Origin of the sequence: Pseudomonas panipatensis (assembly GCF_900099785.1) — a bacterium.
Lineage (GTDB): Bacteria > Pseudomonadota > Gammaproteobacteria > Pseudomonadales > Pseudomonadaceae > Pseudomonas > Pseudomonas panipatensis.
In genome coordinates this window covers 64,189-88,838 of record NZ_FNDS01000003.1, presented here as the reverse complement: position 1 = coordinate 88,838, position 24,650 = coordinate 64,189, and the positions used below count along the sequence as shown (strand labels likewise).

Annotated in this window: 25 protein-coding genes; 11 read left to right on the top strand and 14 right to left on the bottom strand. The window is 66.3% G+C overall.

The window, feature by feature from the left end:
- Nucleotides 1-13: 13 nt before the first annotated feature.
- Nucleotides 14-1,288 (bottom strand): hypothetical protein, encoded by a 1,275-nt coding sequence (locus BLQ74_RS08285; protein WP_090262085.1) that lies wholly within the window; start codon nucleotides 1,286-1,288, stop codon nucleotides 14-16.
- A gap of 227 nt (nucleotides 1,289-1,515) precedes the next feature.
- Between BLQ74_RS08285 and BLQ74_RS08280 the strand changes: the two genes are divergently transcribed.
- On the top strand, nucleotides 1,516-2,205 hold the full coding sequence (locus BLQ74_RS08280; protein ID WP_090262084.1) for a crotonase/enoyl-CoA hydratase family protein: 690 nt from the start codon (nucleotides 1,516-1,518) through the stop codon (nucleotides 2,203-2,205).
- A 5-nt stretch (nucleotides 2,206-2,210) separates the two neighbouring features.
- On the opposite strand, the gene BLQ74_RS26970 is transcribed toward BLQ74_RS08280, so the two are convergent.
- Nucleotides 2,211-2,438, bottom strand: coding sequence for a hypothetical protein (locus BLQ74_RS26970; protein WP_139199044.1), 228 nt, complete (start codon nucleotides 2,436-2,438; stop codon nucleotides 2,211-2,213).
- Between the two features lie 11 nt (nucleotides 2,439-2,449).
- On the opposite strand from BLQ74_RS26970, the gene BLQ74_RS08275 reads away from it, so the two are divergent.
- Nucleotides 2,450-2,641 (top strand): hypothetical protein, encoded by a 192-nt coding sequence (locus BLQ74_RS08275; RefSeq protein ID WP_090262423.1) that lies wholly within the window; start codon nucleotides 2,450-2,452, stop codon nucleotides 2,639-2,641.
- A 94-nt stretch (nucleotides 2,642-2,735) separates the two neighbouring features.
- Here the strand turns inward: BLQ74_RS08275 and BLQ74_RS08270 are convergent, their stop codons facing one another.
- Nucleotides 2,736-3,242: a macro domain-containing protein gene (locus BLQ74_RS08270; protein ID WP_090262083.1), complete on the bottom strand. Its 507-nt coding sequence runs from the start codon at nucleotides 3,240-3,242 to the stop codon at nucleotides 2,736-2,738.
- A gap of 252 nt (nucleotides 3,243-3,494) precedes the next feature.
- Between BLQ74_RS08270 and BLQ74_RS08265 the strand changes: the two genes are divergently transcribed.
- Both BLQ74_RS08265 and BLQ74_RS08260 read left to right on the top strand, forming a co-directional pair.
- Nucleotides 3,495-3,716 (top strand): hypothetical protein, encoded by a 222-nt coding sequence (locus tag BLQ74_RS08265; RefSeq protein ID WP_090262082.1) that lies wholly within the window; start codon nucleotides 3,495-3,497, stop codon nucleotides 3,714-3,716.
- A 102-nt stretch (nucleotides 3,717-3,818) separates the two neighbouring features.
- Entirely contained in the window at nucleotides 3,819-4,790 is a 972-nt protein-coding gene (locus BLQ74_RS08260) for a magnesium and cobalt transport protein CorA (RefSeq protein WP_090262081.1), read from the top strand.
- Nucleotides 4,791-4,857: 67 nt separating this feature from the next.
- Here BLQ74_RS08260 and BLQ74_RS08255 read toward each other — a convergent pair whose 3' ends face one another.
- The 4 genes from BLQ74_RS08255 to BLQ74_RS08240 all read right to left on the bottom strand — a co-directional run bounded on the left by BLQ74_RS08255 (nucleotide 4,858) and on the right by BLQ74_RS08240 (nucleotide 10,034).
- Entirely contained in the window at nucleotides 4,858-5,583 is a 726-nt protein-coding gene (locus BLQ74_RS08255) for an amidotransferase (protein WP_090262080.1), read from the bottom strand.
- A 366-nt stretch (nucleotides 5,584-5,949) separates the two neighbouring features.
- The gene (locus BLQ74_RS08250) at nucleotides 5,950-6,507 is read right to left on the bottom strand and encodes a cysteine hydrolase family protein (protein WP_090262079.1); all 558 of its coding nucleotides are present in this window, start codon (nucleotides 6,505-6,507) and stop codon (nucleotides 5,950-5,952) included.
- A 112-nt stretch (nucleotides 6,508-6,619) separates the two neighbouring features.
- The gene (locus tag BLQ74_RS08245; RefSeq protein ID WP_090262078.1) at nucleotides 6,620-8,764 is read right to left on the bottom strand and encodes a 3-hydroxyacyl-CoA dehydrogenase NAD-binding domain-containing protein; all 2,145 of its coding nucleotides are present in this window, start codon (nucleotides 8,762-8,764) and stop codon (nucleotides 6,620-6,622) included.
- A 64-nt stretch (nucleotides 8,765-8,828) separates the two neighbouring features.
- A complete protein-coding gene (locus BLQ74_RS08240) occupies nucleotides 8,829-10,034 on the bottom strand; it encodes an acetyl-CoA C-acetyltransferase (protein WP_090262077.1) in 1,206 nt (401 codons plus the stop codon).
- 664 nt (nucleotides 10,035-10,698) lie between these two features.
- Between BLQ74_RS08240 and BLQ74_RS08235 the strand changes: the two genes are divergently transcribed.
- Nucleotides 10,699-11,490 carry a c-type cytochrome gene (locus BLQ74_RS08235; RefSeq protein ID WP_090262076.1) on the top strand — a complete coding sequence of 264 codons (792 nt, stop codon included), beginning with the start codon at nucleotides 10,699-10,701 and terminating at the stop codon, nucleotides 11,488-11,490.
- A gap of 32 nt (nucleotides 11,491-11,522) precedes the next feature.
- Here the strand turns inward: BLQ74_RS08235 and BLQ74_RS08230 are convergent, their stop codons facing one another.
- The 4 genes from BLQ74_RS08230 to BLQ74_RS08215 form a co-directional block, all read right to left on the bottom strand.
- Nucleotides 11,523-12,254, bottom strand: coding sequence for a proteasome-type protease (locus tag BLQ74_RS08230; protein WP_090262075.1), 732 nt, complete (start codon nucleotides 12,252-12,254; stop codon nucleotides 11,523-11,525).
- Nucleotides 12,255-12,339: 85 nt separating this feature from the next.
- On the bottom strand, nucleotides 12,340-13,137 hold the full coding sequence (locus BLQ74_RS08225) for a transglutaminase family protein (RefSeq protein WP_090262074.1): 798 nt from the start codon (nucleotides 13,135-13,137) through the stop codon (nucleotides 12,340-12,342).
- Entirely contained in the window at nucleotides 13,134-14,084 is a 951-nt protein-coding gene (locus BLQ74_RS08220; protein WP_090262073.1) for an alpha-E domain-containing protein, read from the bottom strand. Before BLQ74_RS08220 ends, BLQ74_RS08225 begins: the two co-directional genes overlap by 4 nt.
- A gap of 1 nt (nucleotide 14,085) precedes the next feature.
- The gene (locus BLQ74_RS08215; protein ID WP_090262072.1) at nucleotides 14,086-15,495 is read right to left on the bottom strand and encodes a circularly permuted type 2 ATP-grasp protein; all 1,410 of its coding nucleotides are present in this window, start codon (nucleotides 15,493-15,495) and stop codon (nucleotides 14,086-14,088) included.
- A 332-nt stretch (nucleotides 15,496-15,827) separates the two neighbouring features.
- On the opposite strand from BLQ74_RS08215, the gene ydcS reads away from it, so the two are divergent.
- Nucleotides 15,828-16,979: a putative ABC transporter substrate-binding protein YdcS gene (gene ydcS / locus BLQ74_RS08210; protein ID WP_090262071.1), complete on the top strand. Its 1,152-nt coding sequence runs from the start codon at nucleotides 15,828-15,830 to the stop codon at nucleotides 16,977-16,979.
- Between the two features lie 173 nt (nucleotides 16,980-17,152).
- Here the strand turns inward: ydcS and BLQ74_RS08205 are convergent, their stop codons facing one another.
- Nucleotides 17,153-17,392, bottom strand: coding sequence for a hypothetical protein (locus tag BLQ74_RS08205; protein WP_090262070.1), 240 nt, complete (start codon nucleotides 17,390-17,392; stop codon nucleotides 17,153-17,155).
- Nucleotides 17,393-17,837: 445 nt separating this feature from the next.
- Here BLQ74_RS08205 and BLQ74_RS08200 point away from each other — a divergent pair, with 445 nt between their 5' ends.
- From BLQ74_RS08200 to BLQ74_RS08185, 4 genes are all read left to right on the top strand, one after another.
- Complete coding sequence (locus BLQ74_RS08200; protein ID WP_090262069.1) at nucleotides 17,838-18,857, top strand: ABC transporter ATP-binding protein; 1,020 nt, start codon at nucleotides 17,838-17,840, stop codon at nucleotides 18,855-18,857.
- Nucleotides 18,854-19,765, top strand: coding sequence for an ABC transporter permease (locus BLQ74_RS08195; protein WP_090262068.1), 912 nt, complete (start codon nucleotides 18,854-18,856; stop codon nucleotides 19,763-19,765). The genes BLQ74_RS08200 and BLQ74_RS08195 overlap by 4 nt, the downstream gene beginning before the upstream one ends.
- A complete protein-coding gene (locus BLQ74_RS08190; RefSeq protein WP_090262067.1) occupies nucleotides 19,755-20,564 on the top strand; it encodes an ABC transporter permease in 810 nt (269 codons plus the stop codon). Before BLQ74_RS08195 ends, BLQ74_RS08190 begins: the two co-directional genes overlap by 11 nt.
- 73 nt (nucleotides 20,565-20,637) lie before the next feature.
- Entirely contained in the window at nucleotides 20,638-22,062 is a 1,425-nt protein-coding gene (locus tag BLQ74_RS08185; RefSeq protein ID WP_090262066.1) for a gamma-aminobutyraldehyde dehydrogenase, read from the top strand.
- A gap of 69 nt (nucleotides 22,063-22,131) precedes the next feature.
- On the opposite strand, the gene BLQ74_RS08180 is transcribed toward BLQ74_RS08185, so the two are convergent.
- A complete protein-coding gene (locus BLQ74_RS08180) occupies nucleotides 22,132-22,836 on the bottom strand; it encodes a type 1 glutamine amidotransferase (RefSeq protein WP_090262065.1) in 705 nt (234 codons plus the stop codon).
- A gap of 162 nt (nucleotides 22,837-22,998) precedes the next feature.
- A complete protein-coding gene (locus BLQ74_RS08175) occupies nucleotides 22,999-23,340 on the bottom strand; it encodes a ribonuclease E inhibitor RraB (RefSeq protein WP_090262064.1) in 342 nt (113 codons plus the stop codon).
- Nucleotides 23,341-23,810: 470 nt separating this feature from the next.
- Between BLQ74_RS08175 and ppk2 the strand changes: the two genes are divergently transcribed.
- Complete coding sequence (ppk2, locus tag BLQ74_RS08170) at nucleotides 23,811-24,632, top strand: polyphosphate kinase 2 (protein WP_090262063.1); 822 nt, start codon at nucleotides 23,811-23,813, stop codon at nucleotides 24,630-24,632.
- Nucleotides 24,633-24,650 lie beyond the last annotated feature (18 nt).

Here is a 24,650-nt window from a genome sequence, read left to right as displayed (position 1 = left end):
CCTCTGGGGCCCCTCACAGCATGACCCGTACTTGGTTGATCTTGTTCAGTCGGAGGAACATCTCCGCCGAGCCAGTCCCGATTTGGACAGTGATATAGGCCCGACCGTTCTCGACCTTGTGCAACACCCCCTGATAGTAAGCGCCATCGTAGGTGATGAACTGCAGGCGCTTGCCGGTATGCTGCTGAAGGCTGTCGACACTGACGAACTCATATTGCTGTGTTCTGGTCGCCGACTCAACCGTTTCTTCAGCGGAAATCCTGTGCACTTCAGCGGCTTGGGCGTTTTTCTGCTTCAACGGATCGACCCAGGCGAAGCCGATGGGTGTCACCGACTGCTGATTGACCAGCACCACCGGACGCAACATACCCACCACGTCCTTGGCCTCGAAGAATTGCAGGCCGCCCCAGGCCATGCCCTCGGAAGGTGTCAGTTCCAGGCGCAGCGACTGCGGGTCGGCCAGATACCGACCGTAGGCATCCAGCAGCGGCTTGTCCAACGCGACGCGCTGACTGCGCAAGACCTTGTCGAACTGCTCCACCGCCAGCTTCTGGTAGGCAGCCTTGTCGACGCCAAGCTTGCCTGCGCAGAACTCCTGGACGCGACGCTGATACTGGTTGTCGTCCAGCTCGACGGTGATCTGCGCGACCCGCGGCGGGTTGACCCGCATGTCGCCGGGCCGCTCGGACACATTGGTCAGCGCCATGCTGACCTTGGAGTCGAGCATGCCGCGGGTATCCGAACGCATGTTGAAGGTCAGCTTCTGCGCGCCCGGCTCGAACAGGTAGGAGAATTCGATATCCGACTCCAGGGTGCGATAGCCCATCTGCAGCAACTCGTCGGAGCCGATATTGCGCACGTTGCCACAGGCAACTTCGCTCATGGCGGTGAACACGCTGCTCTCGGCCGGCTCGTCGTACATGGCCTTGATGAAGGGGCCATGGGCCTCCAGCTCGACACCGGTCAGTTGCACCGCCATCTGCATCGGCAGCTTGCCGTCGGCCAGGCGCTCTTTGAAGCTGAGCAGCTCGCGCAGGCCATTGAACTTCAATTGGGCGTGGGCGACCTTGATGCTGTCCCTGGCGGCCGGCACCCGGATCACCAGATTCTGCAGGCCCACGCGCCCATCGAAGGAGGAAGAAATCCCGCCATAGGTGATTTCCACCATGGGCGACAAGCGAGCCACCGCATCGTTGACGATGCTGCGCACGGAAAGCCACAGCGACACCTTGATGATCAAGGCGATCGCCACTATCGCAAGCAGGCCCCACTTGAGGAGTTTCGACATCTGCGGATCACATCCTTGTTGAAAGATTGATACATGAAGGAATGCTGGCAGCTTAACAGCAGGCCCTGCATCCCTCCACGCGGGGCGAGGAAAAAAGACCTGTGCCCGGCAGGAGAGTGAAATTCATCGCAATTCCGCGGCTGACCGCTCGGTCGGTCAGAGCGCTTTACGGTCGGGGTGGCCATCAGTATGTTCTGCGCCACGCCCTTTTCCAGGATGTTCCTGCCATGACCGACCTGATCAGCTATCAACTCGACGACGGTATCGCCACCCTGACCCTCAACAACGGCAAGGTGAACGCCATTTCTCCCGCCGTGATCGAGGCCTTCAACCAGGCGCTGGACCGTGCCGAGCAGGATCGCGCGGTCGTGATAGTCACCGGCCAGCCGGGCATCCTCTCCGGTGGCTACGACCTCAAGGTGATGACCTCCGGCCCGCAGAACGCCATTGCCCTGGTAGCCGCCGGCTCGACCCTGGCCCGGCGCATGCTCGCCCATCCCTTTCCGATCATCGTCGCCTGTTCCGGTCACGCCGTCGCCAAGGGCGCCTTCCTGTTGCTCTCCGCCGACTACCGCATCGGCGTCGATGGTGCCTTCCAGATCGGTCTGAACGAAGTGGCCATCGGCATGACCATGCACCATGTCGGCATCGAACTGGCACGCGATCGCCTGCGCAAGTCGGCGTTCAACCGTTCGGTGATCAACGCCGAAATGTTCAACCCGCAGGACGCCGCGGCCGCTGGCTTCCTCGACAAGGTGGTGGCCCCGGAAGCGCTGCTCGATACCGCCCGCGCCGCCGCGCAGCAACTGAAGAAGCTGAACATGACCGCGCATCGCAATACCAAGCTCAAGGTCCGCCGGCAACTGCTGGAAACCCTGGACAAGGCCATCGAGCTGGATAAACAGCACCTGGGCTGACCGCGTTACGAATGCAAAAGCCCGGCCTGAGTGCCGGGCTTTTGCATGACAGGGCGGCAGCTACGCGACGTCTCGCCACGAAAAACCTCCACGAATCGCGCGCCAAACCAGCGGCGCTGCCCGGCATACCAGGCAATAGTTACAAAAAAGGCAAAACTGATTAATCCGCTTCGCTCTTTTTCAAAAATTATTGCGCGATAACCTATTGATGAACCCGAAATCAACCAACCCATAGGTGTTCATCATGAAACTGCAACTCATTGCCAGCGCTGTTCTCGCTACTGCCACCCTGTTCGCCGCCCAAGCCAGCTTCGCCGAAGAGTCGGCGCTGATGCAGAACCGCATGGTCCAGCAGAACCAGAACGCCCTGCAGCAACAAGCCCCGCGCGCCGCCAGCCAGCAAATCGACGCCGCCAGCGCCACTCACCAAGGCTGATCAGCAAGCGATAGATCGAGGTGGCAGCATGCAAAAGGGCCTACCACGCGCAACCCCGCCCTGCGGCCGGTTGCGCGGGCCCGCAGTCAGCGCCTCAGCCGAGCGTCTCGTCGGCAGCGACGCCTTTGCGGTAGACGGAATAGATCAGCACTGGAATACCCAGCTCGCCGAGGTGCTTGACCAGCAGCGGTTTCACGTCCTTCCAGTCCAGACCACCGACGCCGGTGGCCAGGCACGGCAACGCGAGACTCTGCACGTTTTCCCCCTGCACGTATTTCGCCAGTTCGCGCAAACAGTGCCCGACGTTTTCCAAAGTCGCCTTGGCCGGTTTGGCGCTACGCCCGGAACCCTGCATTTCCTGGGTCAGCAGATTGGCGATGCAGCGAGTGCCGCCGTCCGCGTCGACGCCCGACCACACCCAGATGCTGCCCGGCTCCGGAGCGGCGGCATGGGCCGCATGGCGGTAGTCGCGAACCATCGACGGCCAGCGCTCGCGCAGGGACAGGGCCAAGCCGGAATCGAAGTGATCCTGCGGAGCGATACCGTGAGCAATGACCTGAGCTTTGCTGAGCAGAATGTCGCCTTCAACTTCTCGAATCATGAGTCGTTCCTTGCTGATTGGGATAGCCTGGCAACGCCCCCTGGTGTTGCCGCTGACTTCCACGTTACGCCCCCCCACCCGGCGACTCTTGACGCGCATCAAGCCCCTGCACAGGGACACGGGGATGGCCGCCAGGCAACGCGCGCCTGGCATGCATCGATTCCGCTGATAGTCGATACCACTGAACATCGTTATTCCGGCCCGTGGCCCGTGGAGACACTAGGCCATCTCCCCAGCAGCGCGGCCCCCCACATGCATCGCCCGACCTCCCGCTACCTGCGCGACGGCGCCCTGGCCAGTATCGGCCTGTACAGCGTCGTCATCCTGGTGTTGCTGGCACTGACCGGCGGCTTCAACGACGCCCGCCAGGTCCCGGACGACCCGGTCGACCAGGCCAGCCTGTTCCATCGCTTCAACGACATGGTGCCCAGCGCCCTGGTGCTCCTGCAGCAATCGCTGCGCCCGCACTCCTGAGGCCCCTCGCTGGCAGCCCGCGCCGGCGCGCCCATACTGTGCAGATAGCGCGCCGCCGGCCATCGGCGGCCGCCCGCCGCCAGCTGCCTGGAGAACGCCGCCATGGGCCGAGTGATCGCCTCCGCCGTCTACAGCAAGGGCAGGAAAGTCGCCGACATCCCCCTGGAGGACGGCTACCGCTGGGCCTGCCAGCCTGAGCATTTCGTCTGGACCGGCCTGCAGGAACCGACGCCGGAGGAGCTGACCAACCTGCAACGCCAGTTCAACCTGCACGAACTGGCGATCGCCGACGCCCTGGAACAGCACAGCCGGCCGAAACTGGAAACCTTCGGCGACGCGCTGTTCATCGTCATCTACTCGCCGGTGCGCGCCGATCGCCGGCTGCTGTTCGTGGAAACCCACCTGTTCGCCGGCATCGGCTACATCATCAGCGCCCGCCATGGCTTCTCGCAGTCCTACGCGGTGGTACGCCAGCGTTGCGAAGCGCGTCCGCTATTGCTGGCGCACGGCACTGATTTCGTGCTCTACGCGTTGCTGGACTTCGTGGTCGGCAATTACGAACCGGTGGTCGAGGCGATTCGCGGCGAGATCGAGGAGCTGGAACAACGGGCCCTGCGCGCCTCGCTGAGCCAGGAAGAAATCGAGCGCATCTACGGCCTGCGCCGCGAGGTGCTCAAACTCCGGCATTACGCCGCGCCCATGGTGGAGATCTGCCAGGAGCTGCAACGCCTGGACTTCCCCTTCATCGACAAGCAGATGCGCCCGTACTTCCGCGACGTGGCGATCCATGTCAACCGTCTGCTGGAAGACCTCAACTCGCTGCGCGACATCGCCAGCCAGACCATCGAGGTCGGCCTGCTGCTGGAGTCGTCGAGGCAGAGCGTGGTGCAGCGCAAGTTCGCTGCCTGGGCGGCCATCCTCGGCTTGCCGACCACGGTCGCCGGCATCTACGGCATGAACTTCGCCTACATCCCGGAACTGCACTGGCACTACGGCTATTTTCTGGTGATGGGGCTGCTGATCATCGGCTGCGTCGGCCTCTACATCAGCTTCAAGCAGGCCGACTGGCTGTAAGCGCAGCGCGCCAGAAACGCCAATGCCGCTCGGACGAGCGGCATTGGCCGAGGAGCGCGCCGGCGCGTCAGGCAGCCTTGCTGCGGCCCAGTTCGACGAAGCGCATCATCCACTCCGCCACCGTGGTGCCCTGGTGCGGACGCGCCAGGCTCTCCACGCCTCTGCGATAGACCGGCTCGCTGAAGATTTCCCGGCGCAGGTCGAGGATCGCCTGCGAGTAATCGCTGACGAACTCCGGGTGGCCCTGGAAGCACAGCACCTGGTCGCCGATGGCGTAGGCGGCGTGCGGGCAGAAGTCGCTGGAAGCGATCACCCGGGCGTTTTCAGGCAGGTGGGTGACCTGGTCCTGGTGGCTGACCAGCAGGGTCAACTGGTCCAGCGACGGCTGCATCCAGCCGGGCTGCTCGGCGATGCGGTACTCATGGGTGCCCACGCCCCAGCCCTGGCTGGCGCGCTCGGCCTTGCCGCCGAGCAACAGGGCCAGCAACTGGTGCCCGAAGCAGATGCCGAGCAGCTTGTCGCCACGCTTGTAGCGTTCCAGCAGGTAGCGTTTGAGGGTCTGGATCCACGGATCGTCGCCAAAGGAGTCGGCCTTGCTTCCGGTCACCAGGTAGGCATCGTAGTACTCGCTGTCCGGCGGGTAGTGCCCTTCCACCACGTTGTACACCTTGAACTCGGCGGGTACCGGTTGCTTGGCGAACAGCTGCTCGAACATCCGACCATAGCCAGTGTACTGGTCGATCAGTTCAGGACGCAGGATGTCGGTTTCCAGAATGCAGATTTGCAACGGCATAAGTCGTGGGGATCCTGAGAGTAAGCGGGCGAAAACGGGCGTTTTTTAAAACATTGCGCACCCCGTGAAAACTACACACTGTTTTTTCACGAGACAAGATGGCAAATCTTCCCCTTGGCATGGAATTTCAGGGGAAATACCCGAAAACGCGCGCCGCATCAACGGCGCGCCGCCCTTCCCCGCCTAGCGGCTGGCAGCCCGCAGCGACGCCTCCGGCCGTCAGCCAGGGTTCGCTTGAAGCAATGGCGCACCCAATCGTCATCAACCCCGGGAGGCAGACCGTGTGGGCTTGGCGAACCGCTTATTGCAACCCGGTAGACCCGGGGCTCCACCCATGCGGCCCGGCGTTACGCAGGCGGGCGCCGATCATTCCAGCAACGCCAGGGCCTGTCGGCTATCGAGAATCTCGGCGTACTCGCCCTGCAGATTGGCCAGCGCCATGGCGTGGACGTCATCGGCACAGCGCAGGGTCCCGTGGTAATCGCGCTTGTCGAAGGCGAAGCAGGCATCGGCCAACACATAGGTGCACAAGCCCAGGTTGCCGGCGCTACGCGCGGTCGCCTCGACCGAGTTGTTGGTGCTGACGCCGACGATCACCAGCGCTTCGATGCCACGCACCCGCAGCCAGCGCTCCAGACCGCTATGGATGAAGGCATCGGGTACGTTCTTTTCCTGCACATGTTCATGGGCCAGCGGCGTGAAGTCGGCCTGGAAGGCCGCGCCCGGCTGCCCCGGCCAGAATGGCGAGCCGGGCGTACGCGAGATATGCCGCACGTGCACCACCGGCGCGCCGGCAGCACGCCAGGCGGCGAGCACGTGGGCGATGCGTTGTTCCGCATGGGGATTGTTGCGAGGGGCTGGGGTGTCGCGCATGCCTTGCTGCATGTCGATGATCAGCAGGGCTGGTAGGGAATCCTTGGGCATTGGCTGATATCCATTCGGCGACGCGTTGTGCCCCATCCTACCCGCCGATGCACCCGTGGCAAGCTGAAAAGCCGGCCCTTGCGGGCCGGCCCCGGCATTCAGTCGGCCAGGTTCAGAAGTGCTCTCCCCTGGCGGCCTTTTCCAGCAGCAGCGCCGGTGGCTCGAAGCGTTCGCCGTATTGCTCGGCCAGGTACTGGGCGCGGGCGATGAAGTCCTTCAGGCCGTACTGGTTGATGAACTGCAGTGCGCCGCCGCTCCAGGCGGCGAAGCCGATGCCGAAGATCGAACCGATGTTGGCGTCGGCGGTGGACAGCAGTACGCCCTCCTCCACGCAGCGCACCGTTTCGATGGCCTGGATGAAGAGGATGCGATCACGCACGTCCTCCGGCGGAATCTGCGCGTCGGCCTTCTCGAAGCGCTGCTTGAGTGCCGGCCACAGGTGCTTCTTGCCGTTCGCCGGGTACTCGTAGAAGCCGCCACCGGCGGCCTTGCCTGGGCGTTTGTACTCGTTGAGCATCAGGTCGATGACGGCGAACGCCGGGTGCTGCGGCAGTGGCTTGGCTTCGGCTTCGAGGTCCTTGCGGGTCTGCTCGCGGATGTGGCTCATCAGGCTCAGCGCGACTTCGTCGCTGATCGCCAGCGGGCCCACCGGCATGCCGGCCTGGCGCGCCTGGTTCTCGATCATCGCCGCCGAGACGCCCTCGCCGAGCATGGCGATGCCTTCGTTGGTGAAGGTGCCGAACACCCGCGAGGTGAAGAAACCACGGCTGTCGTTGACCACGATCGGGGTCTTCTTGATTTGCAGGACATAGTCGAAGGCGCGCGCCAGGGTGGCGTCGTCGGTCTTCTCGCCACGGATGATTTCCACCAGCGGCATCTTGTCCACCGGGCTGAAGAAGTGCAGGCCGATGAATTTCTGCGGCTGCGCCACCGCCTGGGCCAGGCCGGTGATCGGCAGGGTCGAGGTGTTGGAGGCGATCACCGCGTCGGGCAGCGCAGCGCTTTCCGCGGCGGCGCTGACCTTGCCCTTGAGCGCGCGGTCTTCGAACACCGCTTCGATGATCAGGTCGCAACCCGCGAAGTCGGCGTCGCTGGCGCTGGGCTCGATGCGGGCGAGCACGGCATCGCGCTGTTCGGCGCTCATCTGGCCACGGCCGACCTTCTTGTCGAGCAGCCCGGCCGAGTAGGCCTTGCCCTTCTCCGCGGCGTCCAGGGAAACGTCCTTGAGCACCACCTCGATACCGGCGGCCGCCGACACATAGGCGATGCCGGCGCCCATCATGCCGGCGCCGAGCACGCCGACCTTGTTCGTCGCGTAGCGCGGATAGCCCTGCGGCCGCGACTTGCCGGCGTTGATCTCGTTGAGCTGGAACCAGAAGGTGCCGATCATGTTCTTCGCCACCTGGCCGGTGACCAGCTCGGTGAAATAGCGCGCCTCGATCAGTTGCGCGGTGTCGAAATCGACCTGGGCGCCCTCCACCGCCGCGCAGAGGATCTTCTCCGGCGCCGGGAAGCAGCCCTTGGTCTTGTCGCGCAGCACCGAGGGGGCGATGGCCAGCATCTGCGCCACGTTGGGGCTGGATGGCGTGCCGCCGGGCATCTTGTAGCCGGCGCTGTCCCACGGCTGCTTGGCCTCGGGATTGGCGGCGATCCAGGCGCGGGCCTTGGCCAGCATGTCCTCGCGGTCACTGGCCAGTTGCTGGATCAGGCCCGCCTTGAGCGCCTGCTCCGGGCGCACTTTCTTGCCTTCGGCGAGGTATGGCAGGGCCTTCTCCAGACCAAGCAGGCGCACCATGCGCACCACCCCGCCACCGCCGGGCAGCAGGCCGAGGGTGACTTCCGGCAGGCCGAGCTGCACGTGGCTCTCATTCAGGGCGATGCGATGCTGGCAGGCCAGGCAGATTTCCCAGCCGCCGCCCAGGGCCGCGCCGTTGATCGCCGCCACCACCGGCTTGCCGAGGGTTTCCAGGCGGCGCAGCTGGCTCTTCAGGTCGAGGACGCCGGCGTAGAAGCGCTGGGCATCGGCCTTGCTCACCTGGATCAGTTCGTTGAGGTCGCCGCCGGCGAAGAAGGTCTTCTTCGCCGAGGTAACGATCACCCCGGCGATGCCGTCCTTCTCGGCCTCCAGGCGCGCGATGGTGGCGGCCATGGCCTCGCGGTAGGCCGAGTTCATGGTGTTGGCGCTCTGGCCGGGCATGTCCATGGTCAGGACGACGATGTTGTCCGGGCCTTTTTCGTAGCGGATGGCGTCAGTCATTTCTTCTCATCCCAAAGGAGATGGCTGGTCGGAGGGGCGGCGTGTGCGCTCGCCCTCCGACGGCTCAGATGCGTTCGATGATGGTGGCGATGCCCATGCCACCGCCCACGCAGAGGGTGGCCAGGCCGTAGCGCAGGTTGCGCCGCTCCAGTTCGTCGAGCAGGGTGCCGAGGATCATGCAGCCGGTGGCGCCCAGCGGGTGGCCCATGGCGATGGCGCCGCCATTGACGTTGACCTTGCTCTCGGCCACGCCCATGTCCTTCATGAACTTCATCACCACCGAGGCGAAGGCTTCGTTGACCTCGAACAGGTCGATGTCGTCGACGCGCAGGCCGGCCTTGGCCAGGGCCTTGCGGGTGGCCGGCGCCGGGCCGGTGAGCATGATGGTGGGGTCGCTGCCGGTCACCGCGCCGGCGACGATGCGCGCGCGCGGCGTCAGGCCCAGTTCGCGGCCCTTGGCCGCGGAGCCGATGAGCATGGCGGCGGCGCCGTCGACGATCCCCGAGCTGTTGCCGGGGGTGTGCACGTGCTCGATGCGTTCGACCTGGCTGTACTTGCGCAGGGCGCTGGCGTCGAAGCCCATCTGCCCCATCATTTCGAAGCTCGGCTTGAGCGCGCCGAGGCCTTCGAGGCTGGAGTCGGCGCGAATGAATTCGTCGTGGTCGAGCAGAACGATGCCGTTCTGCTCGGTCACCGGCACCAGCGACCTGGCGAAGCGTCCTTCGGCGCGCGCCTTGGCGGCCTTCTGCTGGGAGCGCAGGGCGAAGGCGTCGACGTCGGCGCGGCTGAAGCCCTCCAGGGTGGCGATCAGGTCGGCGCCGATGCCCTGGGGCACGAAGTGGGTGTGCAGGTTGGTTTCCGGGTCCATCGCCCAGGCGCCGCCGTCGGACCCCATGGGCACGCGCGACATGGACTCGACGCCACCGACCAGCACCAGGTCCTCGAAGCCGGAGCGCACCTTCATCGCGCCGAGGTTGACCGCCTCCAGGCCCGAGGCGCAGAAGCGGTTGATCTGCACGCCCGCCACCTGCTCGTCCCAATCCGCCACCAGCGCGGCGGTCTTGGCGATGTCGGCGCCCTGGTCGCCCACCGGCGTCACGCAGCCGAGGACGATGTCGTCGACCTGGGCGGTGTCCAGTTGGTTGCGCTGCTGCACCGCGCGCAACAGGCCGGCGATCAGGTTGACCGGCTTGACGCTGTACAGCGAGCCGTCCTTCTTGCCCTTGCCGCGGGGCGTGCGCACCGCGTCGAAAATCAATGCTTCAGTCATGGCGTTCTCTCTTGGCGTAGCGGTCACGCAGGCGCGTGTGGGGCTTACCTTAGCCGCCACGGGCCGCGGAGCAATGACCGGATCGCTCAGCGCCATTGACCGCCGCGCTCAGCCGCGCCGACCGACGGCATGCCCGGCGATGGCTCTGGCGCGGCCCGGGCGGGCCTGCGGACGAACGGTCGAGCCGCACGCCAGAGCCGTCACGCCGCTGTCATATAGAGGGAATTAGCCTGGCTTCGCGAGACTTGTTGCCAGATCGTCTAAGCCCGCGCCAGCCGGGGCTTAGACTCACTTCTTGCAGTCTCTGCAAGGGACGCCGCCGCCGGGTTTTGCCGGGGTGGCCAGCGATGAAAAGCCAGGGCATGCCACCTCCAGCGTCGGGCCGTAAGGGCGCTGCGGGGCCACGCCAAAAACAAGAAAGGCGGAAAGCATCATGGAACAACAACCGAAGAAATGGCGGCAGGCCAGCCTGATCGTCTTCGTCACTACCGTCGTCCTGATCATTCCCAATCTCAGCCGTCTGATCGGCTAGGCCCACGCCACTGCCTGCCGCTGCGAACCGCGGGCGACCATCCGTTCGCCACGGTCAACGCAGCGCGGGCAGCGCTCTGCGACGATGCAACGATCTGCTATTTTCGTTGCCCCACTCGCCGGAGCCCGCCCCATGCGTACCACCCTGCTCACGCTGTTGCTGCTGTGTACCCCTGCCTTCGCCGCTGACCTGACCCTGGAGCTGCCCTCCGGCAAGCGCACGCTGAGCAGCGCCGAGCTGCTGGCCAACCCGCAGGTGCGCGAGATCGAGGTGCCGGACGATGTGTCCTACCACCGGACCATGCACTATCGCGCCGTGCCCCTGGCCAGCCTGTTGAGCGGCGTGACGCCCGACGCCCACCTGCAGGCGGTGGCGCTGGATGGTTTCGCCGCCGAGCTGCCCGCCGCCGCCCTGCTGCAGACCCAGGGCGCACGCGCCTGGCTGGCCATCGAGGAAAGCACCCAGCCATGGCCGCCGCTGGCCGCGGGCAAGCCGTCCGCCGGGCCCTTCTACCTGGTCTGGACCGACCCACAGGCCTCGCGCATCAGCCCCGAGCAGTGGCCGTTCCAAGTGGCCAGCCTGCGCTACCTGCCGTCGGTCGCCGAACGCTTCCCCGCCCTGCTGCCCGATGCCGACGCCGGCAACGACGTGCAACAGGGTTTCGCCCTGTTCCAGAAGCACTGCCTGGCCTGCCACCGCCTGAATGGCGCCGGTGATGCCCAGTTCGGCCCCGACCTGAACCAGCCGCACAGCCCCACCGAATACTTCGCCGACGGTTACCTCAAGCTGTACATCCGCGATCCGCAGAGCCTGCGCCACTGGCCGCAGGCGAAGATGCCGGGGTTCGCCAAGGCCAACCTCAGCGACCAGGAGCTGGACCAGTTGGTCGGCTACCTCAAGCACATGGCGCAGAAGCGCGGCTGAGTCCGTTGCCGGGCCGGCCAGCGCGATGCGTGCTAGACGTTGTACTCGCTCGGTGGCGCCGGCAGTTGGCCGAGCAGCTCGTGCAGGCCGAGCGACCATTGCCGGCGCACCTTGGCGAAATAGGCGTCGTCTTCGGTGACACGGTAGCCGGCCGGCAGGATCAGGCTGTCGCGGTGATAGACCAGCAGGTCCAGCGGCATGCCCACCGACAGATTGCTGCGAATGGTCGAGTCGAAGGACACCAGCGCACAGCGCAGGGCCTCTTCCAGGCGGGTGTCGAATTGCAGGTTGCGGTCGAGGATCGGCTTGCCGTACTTGCTCTCGCCCAACTGCAGGAAGGGCGTGTCCTCGGTGGCCTGAATGAAGTTGCCCTGCGGATAGATGCTGTACAGCTCGGGCGCCGCGCCGACGATCTGCCCGCCGACCAGGAACGAACAGCTCAGGTCGGTGTTGCCCGCCAGGGCCACGGCGTCGCGGGCGACCACTTCGCGGACGGTCTGCGCCACCAGGGCGGTGGCGTCGTACAGGGTCGGCACGCTGTCGAGGTTGGGCGTGGCGCCGTCCAGGCGCTGCTTGAGCAGGTTGATCACCGATTGCGAGGTGGCCAGGTTGCCGGCGCACTGCAGGACGATCAGGCGTTCGCCGCTGACGCCGAAGGTGAACAGCTTGCGGAAGGTGGAAATCTGGTCGATGCCGGCGTTGGTCCGCGAGTCGGACACGAACACCAGGCCGTCGGCCAGGCACATGGCGACGCAGTAGGTCATGGGAGCCTTCCCGTGCGGGCATTGCCGGCGATCCGCCGCGGCGGCTGAGGCGCGCTACGCCGGCCCAGCCACCGCAGCGCGGTTCTTATTGTTGGCCGCGCAGCAAGGGCGGCGCCTCGACGCGCGCATGCATCTGCTCGCCCATGCCACCGCCCCGGCGCATGCCGCGCACCGGGCAGGCATCCAGGTAGTCCAGGCCCACCGCCAGCTTGAGATGGCGTTCCGGGCGCGCCAACTGGTTGGTCACGTCGAAGCTGTACCAGGCGTCGTCCAGCCAGGCCTCGGCCCAGGCGTGGCTGGCCAGGTCCTGGTCGCTGCCCTGGTAGAGGTAGCCGGAGACGAAGCGCGCCGGCACGCCAAGGCTGCGGGCGCAGGCGAGGAAAGCATGGGTGTGGTCCTGGCAGACCCCGGCGCCGCCGGCAAAGGCTTCCGCGGCGGTGCTGTCGACACGGGTCGCGCCGGGGCGGAACGGCATGCGCTCGTGCAGCGCCTGCATCAGGCCAATCAGTGCGGCGCGGTCACGCTGCCCCGCGCACTGGCTGGCGGCGAAGGCGCGCAGCGCCTCGTCCGGGGTGGTCAGGCGGGTGAAGCGCAGGAACGGCAATGGCGACTGGCCGTCGTGCTCCAACTCGCGGCTTTCGTCGATTTCCACCTGGCCGCGGGCGCGGATGACGATGGCCTCGTGCGGCTCGTCGATGCTCAGCACGTGCAGCACGTTGCCGTAGGGGTCGCGCTGGGCGCGCGCCGGGCGCGGCAGGGTCAGTTCCCAGCTGAGCACGTGCTGGCGCTCGCTTTCCTGGGGCGTCAGGCGCAGGTACTGGATGCTCGCGCGCACCAGGTCGTCGTAGCGGTAGGTAGTGTCGTGGCTGATGGAGAGTTTCATACGACCTCCAGGTAGGAGCTGTGAATAGCCCTGGCCAACTGGCGAACCAGCAGGATGAAGTCGGTGAGCCAGGCGTGCAGCCCTTCACCGAGGATTTCGTCGATCGCCGTGTAGCGCAGCCGCGCGTCCAGCTCGGCGGCCAGACGCTGCGCCGGACGGCCGTTGTCGCCCGGCAGCGCGGCGAGGATGGTGTTCAGCTCTTCGGTGCAGGAACGCAGCGAGCGCGGCGCCTCGGCGCGCAGCAGAAGCAGCTCGGAGACCTGGCGGGCGCCCGGCGAACCGCGATAGATCTCGTTGTAGGCCTCGAAGGAGGACAGCGCGCGGAGCAAGGCGCTCCACTGGTAGTAGCCGCGCGCCGAGCTGTCGCTGACCTCTTCGGCTTCCTCGCCGAGCATTTCGTAGCGCGCATCGAGCAGGCGCAAGGTGTTGTCGGCACGCTCGATGAAGGTGCCGAGGCGGATGAAGCTGTAGGCTTCGCCGCGCATGATGGTGCCGTAGGTCGCGCCGCGGAACAGGTGCGAGCGCTCCTTGACCCACTCGCAGAAACGGCTGATGCCGTAGCGGCCGAGCCCTTCCTGGGCGATGCTGCGCATCTCCAGCCAGGTGGCGTTGATGTTCTCCCAGATGTCCGCGGTGATCCGCCCGCGCACCGCGTGGGCGTTGCCTCGGGCGGCCTGCAGGCAGCAGTAGATGCTCGCCGGGTTGCTCGCGTCGAGGGCGAAGAAATGCAGCATGCGCTCGGCGTGCATTTGCCCGTGGCGGGTCAGGTATTCGTCCATGGTGCCGGTGATCAGCAGCGGCATGGCCAGTTCGTCGAGGCCATCGCCACGGCCGTCCTGCGGCATCAGCGACAGCGAATAGCTGACGTCGAGCATGCGCGCGAGGTTCTCGGCGCGCTCCAGGTAGCGCGACATCCAGTACAGGTCGGCGGCAGTTCTCGAAAGCATGTCAGTCCTCCACCACCCAGGTGTCCTTGGTACCGCCACCCTGTGACGAATTGACGACAAGCGAGCCTTCGCGCAGCGCCACGCGGGTCAGGCCGCCGGGCACCAGGCGCGTCTCGCGCCCGGAGAGGACGAAGGGGCGCAGGTCGATATGGCGCGGCGCGATGCCGCTGTCGACGTAGGTCGGGCAGGTCGACAGGCTCAGCGTCGGCTGGGCGATGTAGGCATGCGGGCGGGCCTTGAGGCGCTCGCGGAAGTCTTCGATCTCCTTGGCCGTGGCCGCCGGGCCGACCAGCATGCCGTAGCCGCCGGAGCCCTGGGTTTCCTTGACCACCAGCTCCGGCAGGTGGGCCAGCACATGGGACAGTTCCTCGGGCTTGCGGCACTGCCAGGTCGGCACGTTCTTCAGGATCGGCTCCTCGCTCAGGTAGAAGCGCACCATGTCGCCGACATAGGGGTAGATCGACTTGTCGTCGGCCACCCCGGTGCCGATGGCGTTGGCCAGCACCACGTTGCCGGCGCGGTAGGCGGCCAGCAGGCCGGGCACGCCGAGCATGGATTCGGGATTGAAGGCCAGGGGGTCGAGGAAGGCGTCGTCGAGGCGCCGGTAGATCACGTCCACCGGACGCGGGCCGGCGGTGGTGCGCATGTAGACGCGCTCGTCGCGGACGAACAGGTCGGCCCCCTCGACCAGCTCGACGCCCATTTCGCGCGCCAGGAAGGCGTGCTCGAAGTAGGCGCTGTTGAAGCGGCCCGGCGTCAGCACCACCACGCTGGGGTTGTCCAGCGGGCTGGAACTGCGCAGGGTTTCCAACAGCAGGTTCGGGTAATGGTCGATGGGCGCGATGCGCTGGGCGGAGAACAGCTCGGGGAACAAACGCATCATCATCTTGCGGTCTTCGAGCATGTAGCTGACGCCGCTGGGGGTGCGCAGGTTGTCTTCCAGTACGTAGTAGCTGCCGTCGGCGTCGCGCACCAGGTCGACCCCGGCGATGTGCGCATAGAGGTCGCGGTGCAGGTCCAGGCCCTGCATGGCGATCTGGTAGCCCTCGTTGGCCAGCACCTGCTCCGCCGGGATCACCCCGGCCTTGATGATGCGCTGCTCATGGTAGAGGTCGGCGAGGAACATGTTCAGCGCGCGCACCCGCTGGATGCAGCCCCGCTCCACCACCCGCCATTCGCTCATCGGGATGCTGCGCGGGATGGTGTCGAAGGGGATCAGGCGCTCGGTGCCCTGCTCGTCGCCATACAGGGTGAAGGTGATGCCGGCGCGGTGGAACAGCAGGTCGGCCTCGCGGCGCCGCTGGGCCAGCAGCTCGGGCGGCGCGCCGCCCAGCCAGCGAGCGAATTCCCGGTAATGCGTCCGGCACTGGCCGTTGGCATCGTACATCTCGTCATAGAAAGTGCGGGACATGCCGAACTCCTTGTCGCCAGCAATGAGCTAGCCATCGCAAGCACCGTGCCAGCGCAACAAAATCCGTTTTTTCAATGACTTGCAAAACAGCGGCGGGCGCCACGCCCCAGCTTGGTGCAGACTCCGCGCACGCCGGGCGGGCGCCGCCCTATTTGGCGTCGGCGCGTCGGCCGGGCCGGCCGGGGCCGCCCTCGCGCTTGTAGCCCCCGGATGCCACGACTACGCTGCTTGAGCGGTGTCCTTTTGCCATGCGCCGCACGCTGTCGCCATGGTGCCCACCTCCGGCGCGGTCCGGCCGCAGAGGCTCCGAACCCCAGAACAGGAGTCCGATCATGCCTTCGTTCAAACTCGCATCCCTGGCCTTCGCCAGTGCCTGCGTTCTTTCCAGCGGTTCCCTGCACGCCGCCGAAGCGCTCAAGCAGCTCGGCGCGTCCGAGGGCGCCCTCGACATCATTGCCTGGCCGGGCTACATCGAGCGCGGCGAAAGCGACAAGAACTACGACTGGGTGACCCAGTTCGAGAAGGACAGCGGCTGCAAGGTCAACGTCAAGACCGCTGCCACCTCCGACGAAATGGTCAGCCTGATGGCCAAGGGCGGCTACGACCTGGTCACCGCCTCCGGCGACGCCTCCCTGCGGCTGATCTACGGCAAGCGCGTGCAGCCGATCAACGTGGCCCTGGTGCCGAACTGGAAGAACGTCGACAAGCGCCTGCAGGACGCGCCCTGGCACACGGTCAATGGCGAGCACTACGGCACCCCGTACCAGTGGGGGCCGAACGTACTGATGTACAACACCAAGGTCTTCCCGCAGGCGCCGAAGAGCTGGAGCGTGGTGTTCAAGGAACAGTCGCTGCCCGACGGCAAGAGCAACAAGGGCCGCGTGCAGGCCTACGACGGCCCGATCTACATCGCCGACGCCGCGCTCTACCTGAAGGCCACCGAGCCCAAGCTGGGCATCAAGGACCCCTACCAGCTCACCGAGGAGCAGTACACCGCGGTGCTCAAGCTGCTGCGCGCCCAGCACGCGCTGGTGCACCGCTACTGGCATGACGCGACCGTGCAGATGAGCGACTTCAAGAACGAGGGCGTGGCCGCCTCCGCCTCATGGCCCTATCAGGTCAACGCCCTGGTCGGCGAAAAGCAGCCGATCGCATCGACCATACCCGCCGAGGGCGTCACCGGCTGGGCCGACACCACCATGATGCACGTCGACGCCAAGCACCCGAACTGCGCCTACAAGTGGCTGAACTGGTCGCTGGAGCCCAAGGTCCAGGGCGACGTCGCCGCCTGGTTCGGCTCGGTACCGGCGGCGCCGGCCGGCTGCAGCGGTAGCCAGTTGCTCGGCGCCCAGGGCTGCGCCACCAACGGCTTCGACCAGTTCGACAAGATCGCTTTCTGGAAAACCCCGCAGGCCGAGGGCGGCAAGTTCGTCCCCTACAGCCGCTGGACCCAGGACTACATCGCGATCATGGGCGGCCGATAGCGCCTGCAGTCAGACTGCGATACCCACGCCGCCGTACCGCATGGGTATCGCGCTTCGCCCTCGACCCATCCTACCGCCACGCCAGGTAGCCCCGTAGGATGGCGTTGAGCGCAGCGATACCCATCACCCACCGCTCGATGGCGGCAGATGAAGCGTTCCGCTCTGTCCAGGCGTTACGCTTTGGCGCGGCGCTGGGCGGCCTGGTACAAGTGCTCGCTTTCGACGGCGAGGAGTTCCAGGCAGGCCAGGGCACCGCCCAGCGTCTCGGCGGAAGGCGAGCCCAGGTCAGGGGCGCCGGCCAGCAGACCGAGCATGTTGCGCAGGGCGGAGTGACGAGCCTGAGCGGCGTCGTAGAGCGCCAGTGGCGTGTTTTCGTCGAGGGGATGGAGTAGAGCCAGTTCTGCCGGGTTCATGGGCTGCGTCCTAATCGATTGGATTTCCGCGTCCTGACGCCAATCAGGGAGGGCGGACCGTACAGGTTGGCGTACCGGGATTAGGAACCGGCGCATCCGAAGATGCCCTGCACGGCCCACCCATTGCGTGGGTGCAACCATGCGAGGCGCCAAGCATCAGCTTTCGCGCCTTCCTAATCGCCGGGACGCCAATCCCGCACCGCCCTGTGGGGCGGCCCGGCCACGTTAGGCAGTCGGGTTGGGGCTGTCAATCGGCGTGGCAACGCGCCAGGCAGCCCCCGTAGGATGGCGTTGAGCGCAACGCTACCCATCGCCAGCGCTGCACGCTTGTCCGCCGTTCATCGTGGTTCATTACGGACTGCGCCCCCGGCGCCAGCGCCCGGCCTGCACCCTCGCCGCCATGCGCTACCTTTTCAGGTAGCCGACCAGCCACGCGAGTAGCCCCATGACCACAGCCGTCCAGTTCACCGAGGTGAGCCGCCACTACGGCGAGGTGAAAGCCGTCGACCGGGTGTCCATCGAAATCCCCGATGGCGAGTTCTTCTCCATGCTCGGCCCCTCGGGCTCGGGCAAGACCACCTGCCTGCGCCTGATCGCCGGCTTCGAGCAGCCCTCCGCCGGTTCCATCCGCATCCATGGTCACGAGGCCGCCGGCCTGCCACCCTACCAGCGCGATGTGAACACGGTGTTCCAGGACTACGCGCTGTTCCCCCACATGAACGTGCTGGACAACGTCGCCTATGGCCTCAAGGTCAAGGGCGTGGCCAAGGCCGAACGCCTCCAGCGCGCCGAGGAAGCGCTGGGCATGGTCGCCCTCGCCGACTATGGCAGCCGCAAACCGGCGCAGCTGTCCGGCGGCCAGCGCCAACGCGTGGCCCTGGCCCGCGCCCTGGTCAATCGCCCGCGCGTGCTGCTGCTCGACGAACCCCTGGGCGCGCTGGACCTGAAGCTGCGCGAGCAGATGCAGGTGGAGCTGAAGAAGCTGCAGCGCCAACTGGGCATCACCTTCATCTTCGTCACCCACGACCAGAACGAAGCGCTGTCCATGTCCGACCGCGTGGCGGTGTTCAACAAGGGCCGCATCGAGCAGGTCGATACCCCGCGCAATCTCTACATGCGGCCGGCCACGCCCTTCGTCGCCGAGTTCGTCGGCACCGCCAACGTCCTGCGCGGCGCCATCGCCCAACGCTTGCTCGGCGCCCCCGGCGCCTGGTCGCTGCGGCCGGAGCATGTGCGGTTCGGCCAGGCGCGAGACGGTGAACTGGAAATCACCGGCACCCTGGTCGATGTGCAGTACATGGGCGCCAACAGCCGCTACGAGATCGCCCTGGACGAGGGCGGCCGGCTGAGCGCCGCGCTGCCCAACGGCGAACGCGAGGAGGCGCGCCCACAACCCGGCGACTCGGTGCGCGCCTGCTGGGCCCGCAGTGCCCTGGTGCCGCTGCGCGAGGAACCGACGCCATGAGCCCGACGCGCGCGCTGTCCAGCTTCCTCTACCGGCGCAGCACCCTCTACCTGCTGCTGTTGCTGGTGCCGCCGCTGCTGTGGTTCGGCGTGATCTACATCGGCTCGCTGTTCGCCCTGCTCTGGCAGAGCTTCTATACCTTCGACGACTTCACCATGGCGGTGACCCCGGAGCTGACCCTGGCCAACTACCGGGTACTGTTCAATCCGGCCAACTACGACATCGTCCTGCGCACCCTGGGCATGGCCATCGCGGTGTCGCTGGCCAGCGCGGTGCTGGCCTTCCCCATCGCCTATTTCATGGCGCGTTTCGCCGGGCCGAAGGAAAAGGCCTTCTTCTACATCGCGGTGATGCTGCCGATGTGGGCCAGTTACATCGTCAAGGCCTACGCCTGGACGGTGATCCTGGCCAAGGGCGGTATCCTCTACTGGCTGATCGAGAAGCTGCACCTGCTCGGTCCGTTGAACCTGCTGCTGGAGGTGCCCTGGGTCGGCGGCAATACCCTGTCCACCTCGCACCTGGGGCGCTTCTGGGTGTTCACCTACATCTGGCTGCCGTTCATGATCCTGCCGATCCAGGCCGCCCTGGAGCGCCTGCCGCCGTCGCTGCTGCAAGCCTCGGCTGACCTCGGCGCGCAACCACGGCAGACGTTTTTCCTGGTCATCCTGCCGCTGGCCTTCCCCGGCGTGGTGGCCGGTTCGATCTTCACCTTCAGCCTGACCCTCGGCGACTTCATCATTCCGCAGCTGATCGGTCCCAGCGGGCTGTTCATCGGCACCATGGTCTATGTGCAGCAGGGCGCGGTGGGCAACATGCCGCTGGCCGCCTCTTTCACCCTGGTGCCGATCGTGCTGATCGCCATCTACCTGTCCATCGCCAAACGGCTGGGGGCTTTCGATGCGCTCTGAAGGGAAAGCCTCCTGGGGGCTGCGCCTGGCCGCCTGGGGCGGGTTGCTGTTCCTGCACTTCCCGATCCTGGTGATCCTGCTGTATGCCTTCAACACCGAGGAGTCGGCCTATAGCTTCCCGCTGCAGGGCTTCACCCTGAAGTGGTTCGCCGACGTCGCCCAGCGCGGCGACGTGCTCGATGCCATCGGCCTGTCGGTAAAGATCGCCTGCATCGCCACCCTGATCGCCATGCTCCTCGGCACCCTGGCCGCCGCCGCGCTGTACCGCCGCGACTTCTTCGGCAAGGAAGGCATCTCGCTGATGCTGATCCTGCCGATCGCCCTGCCCGGCATCATCACCGGTATCGCCCTGCTCTCGGCGTTCAAGACCCTGGGCATCGAACCGGGCGTCATGACCATCGTCATCGGCCATGCGACCTTCTGCGTGGTGATCGTCTACAACAACGTGATCGCGCGCTTCCGCCGCACCGCCTTCAGCCTCATCGAAGCCTCCATGGACCTTGGCGCCGACGGCTGGCAGACCTTCCGCTACGTGGTCCTGCCGAACATCGCCACCGCCCTGCTGGCCGGCGGCATGCTGGCCTTCGCGCTGTCCTTCGACGAAATCATCGTCACCACCTTCACCGCCGGCCACGAACGGACCCTGCCGCTGTGGCTGCTCAACCAGCTGTCCCGCCCGCGCGACGTGCCCATTACCAACGTGGTGGCCATGCTGGTGATGCTGGCGACCATGCTGCCGATCCTCGGCGCCTACTACCTGACCCGCGGAACCAGCGATGTCGCGGGGGGTGGCAAGTGACCAGGCGTAACCACCCGAGCCCCCTCTTGCTTCGCGCGGAGGGCGTTTCCCAGGCTCCATCGGAGGCCCCGTGATGCAAACCAAGCTGCTGCTCAATGGCCAGCTCGTCGCCGGCGAAGGCGACGTCCTGGACATCCTCAACCCGGTCAATGGCGAGGTGGTCTGCCAGGTCGGCGAAGCCAGCGAGTCGCAGGTCGACGCGGCGGTGCGCGCCGCCGACGCGGCCTTCGACGGTTGGTCGCAGACCGCGCCCAAGGATCGCGCCATGCTCCTGCTGCGCCTGGCCGACAAGATCGAGGCGCACGCCGGCGAACTGGCCGGCCTGGAATCGCTGAACTGCGGCAAGCCTTATAGCGCCGCGCTGAACGACGAGATCCCGGCGATCGCCGACGTGTTCCGCTTCTTCGCCGGGGCCAGCCGCTGCCTGCCCGGCTCGGCGGCCGGCGAGTACCTGCCCGGCTTCACCTCGATGCTGCGCCGCGACCCGGTCGGCGTGGTCGCCTCCATCGCTCCCTGGAACTACCCGCTGATGATGGCCGCCTGGAAGCTCGCTCCGGCCCTGGCGGCAGGCAACTGCGTGGTGCTCAAGCCGTCCGAGCAGACGCCGCTGACCGCCCTGCGCGTCGCCGAGTTCCTTGCCGAGCTGCTCCCCGCCGGGGTGGTCAACATCGTCTGCGGCCGCGGCCCCACGGTGGGCAGCCCGCTGGTCGAGCACGCGCTGGTGCGCATGGTCTCGCTGACCGGCTCGGTGGGCACCGGCAAGGCCATCATCCGCAGCGCCGCGGACAGCGTGAAACGCCTGCACATGGAACTGGGCGGCAAGGCTCCGGTGATCGTCTTCGACGACGCCGACCTGGCCGACGTGGTCGCCGGCATCCGCACCTTCGGCTTCTACAACGCCGGCCAGGACTGCACCGCGGCCTGCCGCATCTATGCCGGCAAGAAGATCTACGACAACTTCGTCGCCGACCTGGCCAGCGCGGTATCGACCCTGAAGACCGGCCAGCAGCACGACCCGGCCACCGAGCTGGGCCCGCTGATCAGCGCCAGCCAGCGCGAGCGCGTCTCCGGCTTCGTCGAACGGGCCAAGGCCAGCCCGCACATCCGCATCGCCACCGGTGGCGGCCCGGTTGCCGGGCATGGGTTCTTCTACCAGCCGACGGTGGTGGCCAACGCGCAACAGGACGATGAAATCGTGCGCAGCGAAGTCTTCGGTCCGGTGGTGTCGGTGACGCCGTTCAGCGATGCCGAGGAAGCCATCCGCTGGGCCAACGACTCCGAGTACGGTCTCGCCTCGTCGGTCTGGACCCGCGACGTCAGCCGCGCCGCGCGGGTCGCCGCGCGCCTGCAGTACGGCTGCACCTGGGTCAACACGCACTTCATGCTGTGCAGCGAAATGCCCCACGGCGGCTTCAAGCAGTCCGGCTACGGCAAGGACCTGTCGATGTACGGGCTGGAGGACTACACGGTGGCGCGGCACATCATGATCAAGCACTGAGCCGCCGCTCTCGCCATCCCGGCCGGCGGCGGATAATCACGGGCGGTTGGCCACGGGCGGTCAGCCGCCCTAGGCCAGCCGCGCGAGCTTCAGCCAGTGGGCGTAGAAGCCCTCGGCCACGCGGTTCAGCTCGGCCACCTTGCGCGGCAACTCGGCGAGCATCACCTGCGCCGTTTCCTGGCTCGGCTGGCTGGGGTCGAGGTATTCCGGCCAGCCGTTGATCCAGCCACTGACCAGTTCCTCGGTCATCTCCGGGTGGCCTTGCAGGCCGAGGATGAATCCGCCCCAACTGAAGCCCTGGTTGGCGCACCAGGGGCTCGACAGCAGGTGCTCGGCGCCGTCCGGCAGCTCGAAGGTATCGCCGTGCCACTGGTAGATCGGGAATTCGTCCGGCAGGTGCGCCAGCCAGGGACTGGCGGATGCCAGGCGGCGCATCGGCTGCCAGCCCATTTCGGTGTAGCCCTGGTGGCGGATCGCCGCGCCCAGGGCCTTGGCCAGCAACTGGCCGCCCAGGCAGTGGCCGATCATCGGCACCTCGCGCGCGATGAAACGGCGCAAGGCCGCCAGTTCGTCGCGCAGCCAGGGCAGGTCGTCGTTCACGCTCATCGGCCCGCCCATGATGGCCACCGCTTTCGGTCGCTCCAGGTCGTAGCCGTCCAGCTCGCCGTGGTCGGCGCGGCGCACCTCGAAGTCCAGGCCGGCACGGTCGAGCACCGCGGCCAGGTGGCCGGGTGGACAGAAATCGGCGTGGGTCAGAATCAGAATGTCGGTCATGCTCACCTCCGTGCGGCAGTCTGCCGCAAAAGGCGCGCGACCATAACCCCCAGCGTACCCGCGCGGAACCCGCGCCACCCAGGGCGGGTGGCGCGGGCCAGCGCGGAAGACGGAAGGGAAACCGCCGGCCGGAACGGCGCGGCGGGGTGACAAGCCGATGAATCAGGGATGCAGAGCGGAAACTTCCTGGGTCACGCCCCAGCCATCGAGTACACCGCCGAGCGGCACCACGATTTCCTCCAGGTCGTGCTCGAAGGCGCCTATGCCGGCGTGGGTGGCGAACATCACCTTGCTGATCTGCAGGTTCCAGCCACCGTCGGCGCGGGCTTCGACCTGGGCTCTCAAGGATTCGCCGCGAAACTGTCGGGCGGCCTTACGGGCGGTCTGTTCATCGGGAAAGATGGCGAAGAAGTCGATCGGATGGATGCGGGCGAAGTCGAAACCACCCTCCTTCATCCGCCGTAGCACATTGACGCTGATATCCTCGGAGAGGGGCTTTTCCATGGTACGCACCTCCTAGACATTCAGGGTTTCACCGAGTTTTCCCGGCATACGCATGCCTGGGCCGAGCTGAACATGCGACGGATAGCTTGTAGCGCCACGGAAACGAGAAATGATTCAACGTCCCCAATTGGTCGCCAATTTCGGCGATCGTGCAAAAAGACTCGGGGTACCGAAATGAAACCGCGACCAATAGCTCTCAGAGTAGCGCCATTGGCGCTGGAATGCCGCTCCTAGAGACGATGCGCGGTTTCGACGGCGACAGGCGGCAGTGCCCCGCGCGCGGGCAAACGCCGTCAGCGACTGAGGTGTTTTCGTAGGATGACGCCTCGACGGCCAGGGGAAATTCCGCCACCACCGCTCCCATGATCTCCGTCACGCCCGGGCACCTGCGCAACGTCCGACCCTTGGCCCAGACGCCCGGCCGCTGCAGCGGCCGGAGCCCGCAGCAACTGGCAAACAAGGGAAGCCTCATGAGCAAAGACAAACAGCCCCGCGCCTCGGCCGCATCGGACGAGCCGCGACCGCTTGGCGGCAAGCGCTATCGCCGCGAACTGGAACGCCTGCAGGTCGAGCTGGTGGCCCTGCAGGAATGGGTGGTGCACAGCGGCACCAAGGTCTGCATTCTCTTCGAGGGCCGCGATGGCGCCGGCAAAGGCGGCGCCATCAAGGCGCTGACCGAACGCGTCGACCCGCGCGTGTTCCGGATCGTCACCCTGCCCGCGCCCACGGAACGAGAAAGGACCCAACTCTACCTGCAACGCTACATCCCCCACCTGCCGGCCGCTGGCGAGGTGACCATATTCGACCGCAGCTGGTACAACCGCGCCGGCGTCGAGCGGGTGATGGGCTTCTGCACCGAGCAACAGAGCAAAGAATTCCTCGAAGCGGTGCCATTCCTGGAAAAGTCCCTGGTCGATGCCGGCATCCTGGTCCTCAAGTACTGGCTGGACGTCAGCATGGAAGAGCAGGAGCGGCGCCTGAAGGCGCGCATCACCGACGGGCGCAAGATATGGAAGCTCTCGCCGATGGACCTCAAGTCCTACCGCCACTGGTACGACTACTCCCGCGCCCGCGACGAGATGATCCAGGCGTCGGATACCGCCTGGGCGCCCTGGTTCGTGGTCGATGCCGACGTGAAGAAACGCGCGCGGCTGAACATCATCAGCCATGTCCTGGCGCAGATCCCCTACGAGCCGGTGCAACGTCCCGACGTGACACTGCCCAAGCGGCAGAAACCCGCGGGCTATGTCGAGCCGGACTACCCCTTCAAGCGCATCGCCAACCTGTTCTGAAGCGGCCGGCCGGACCGG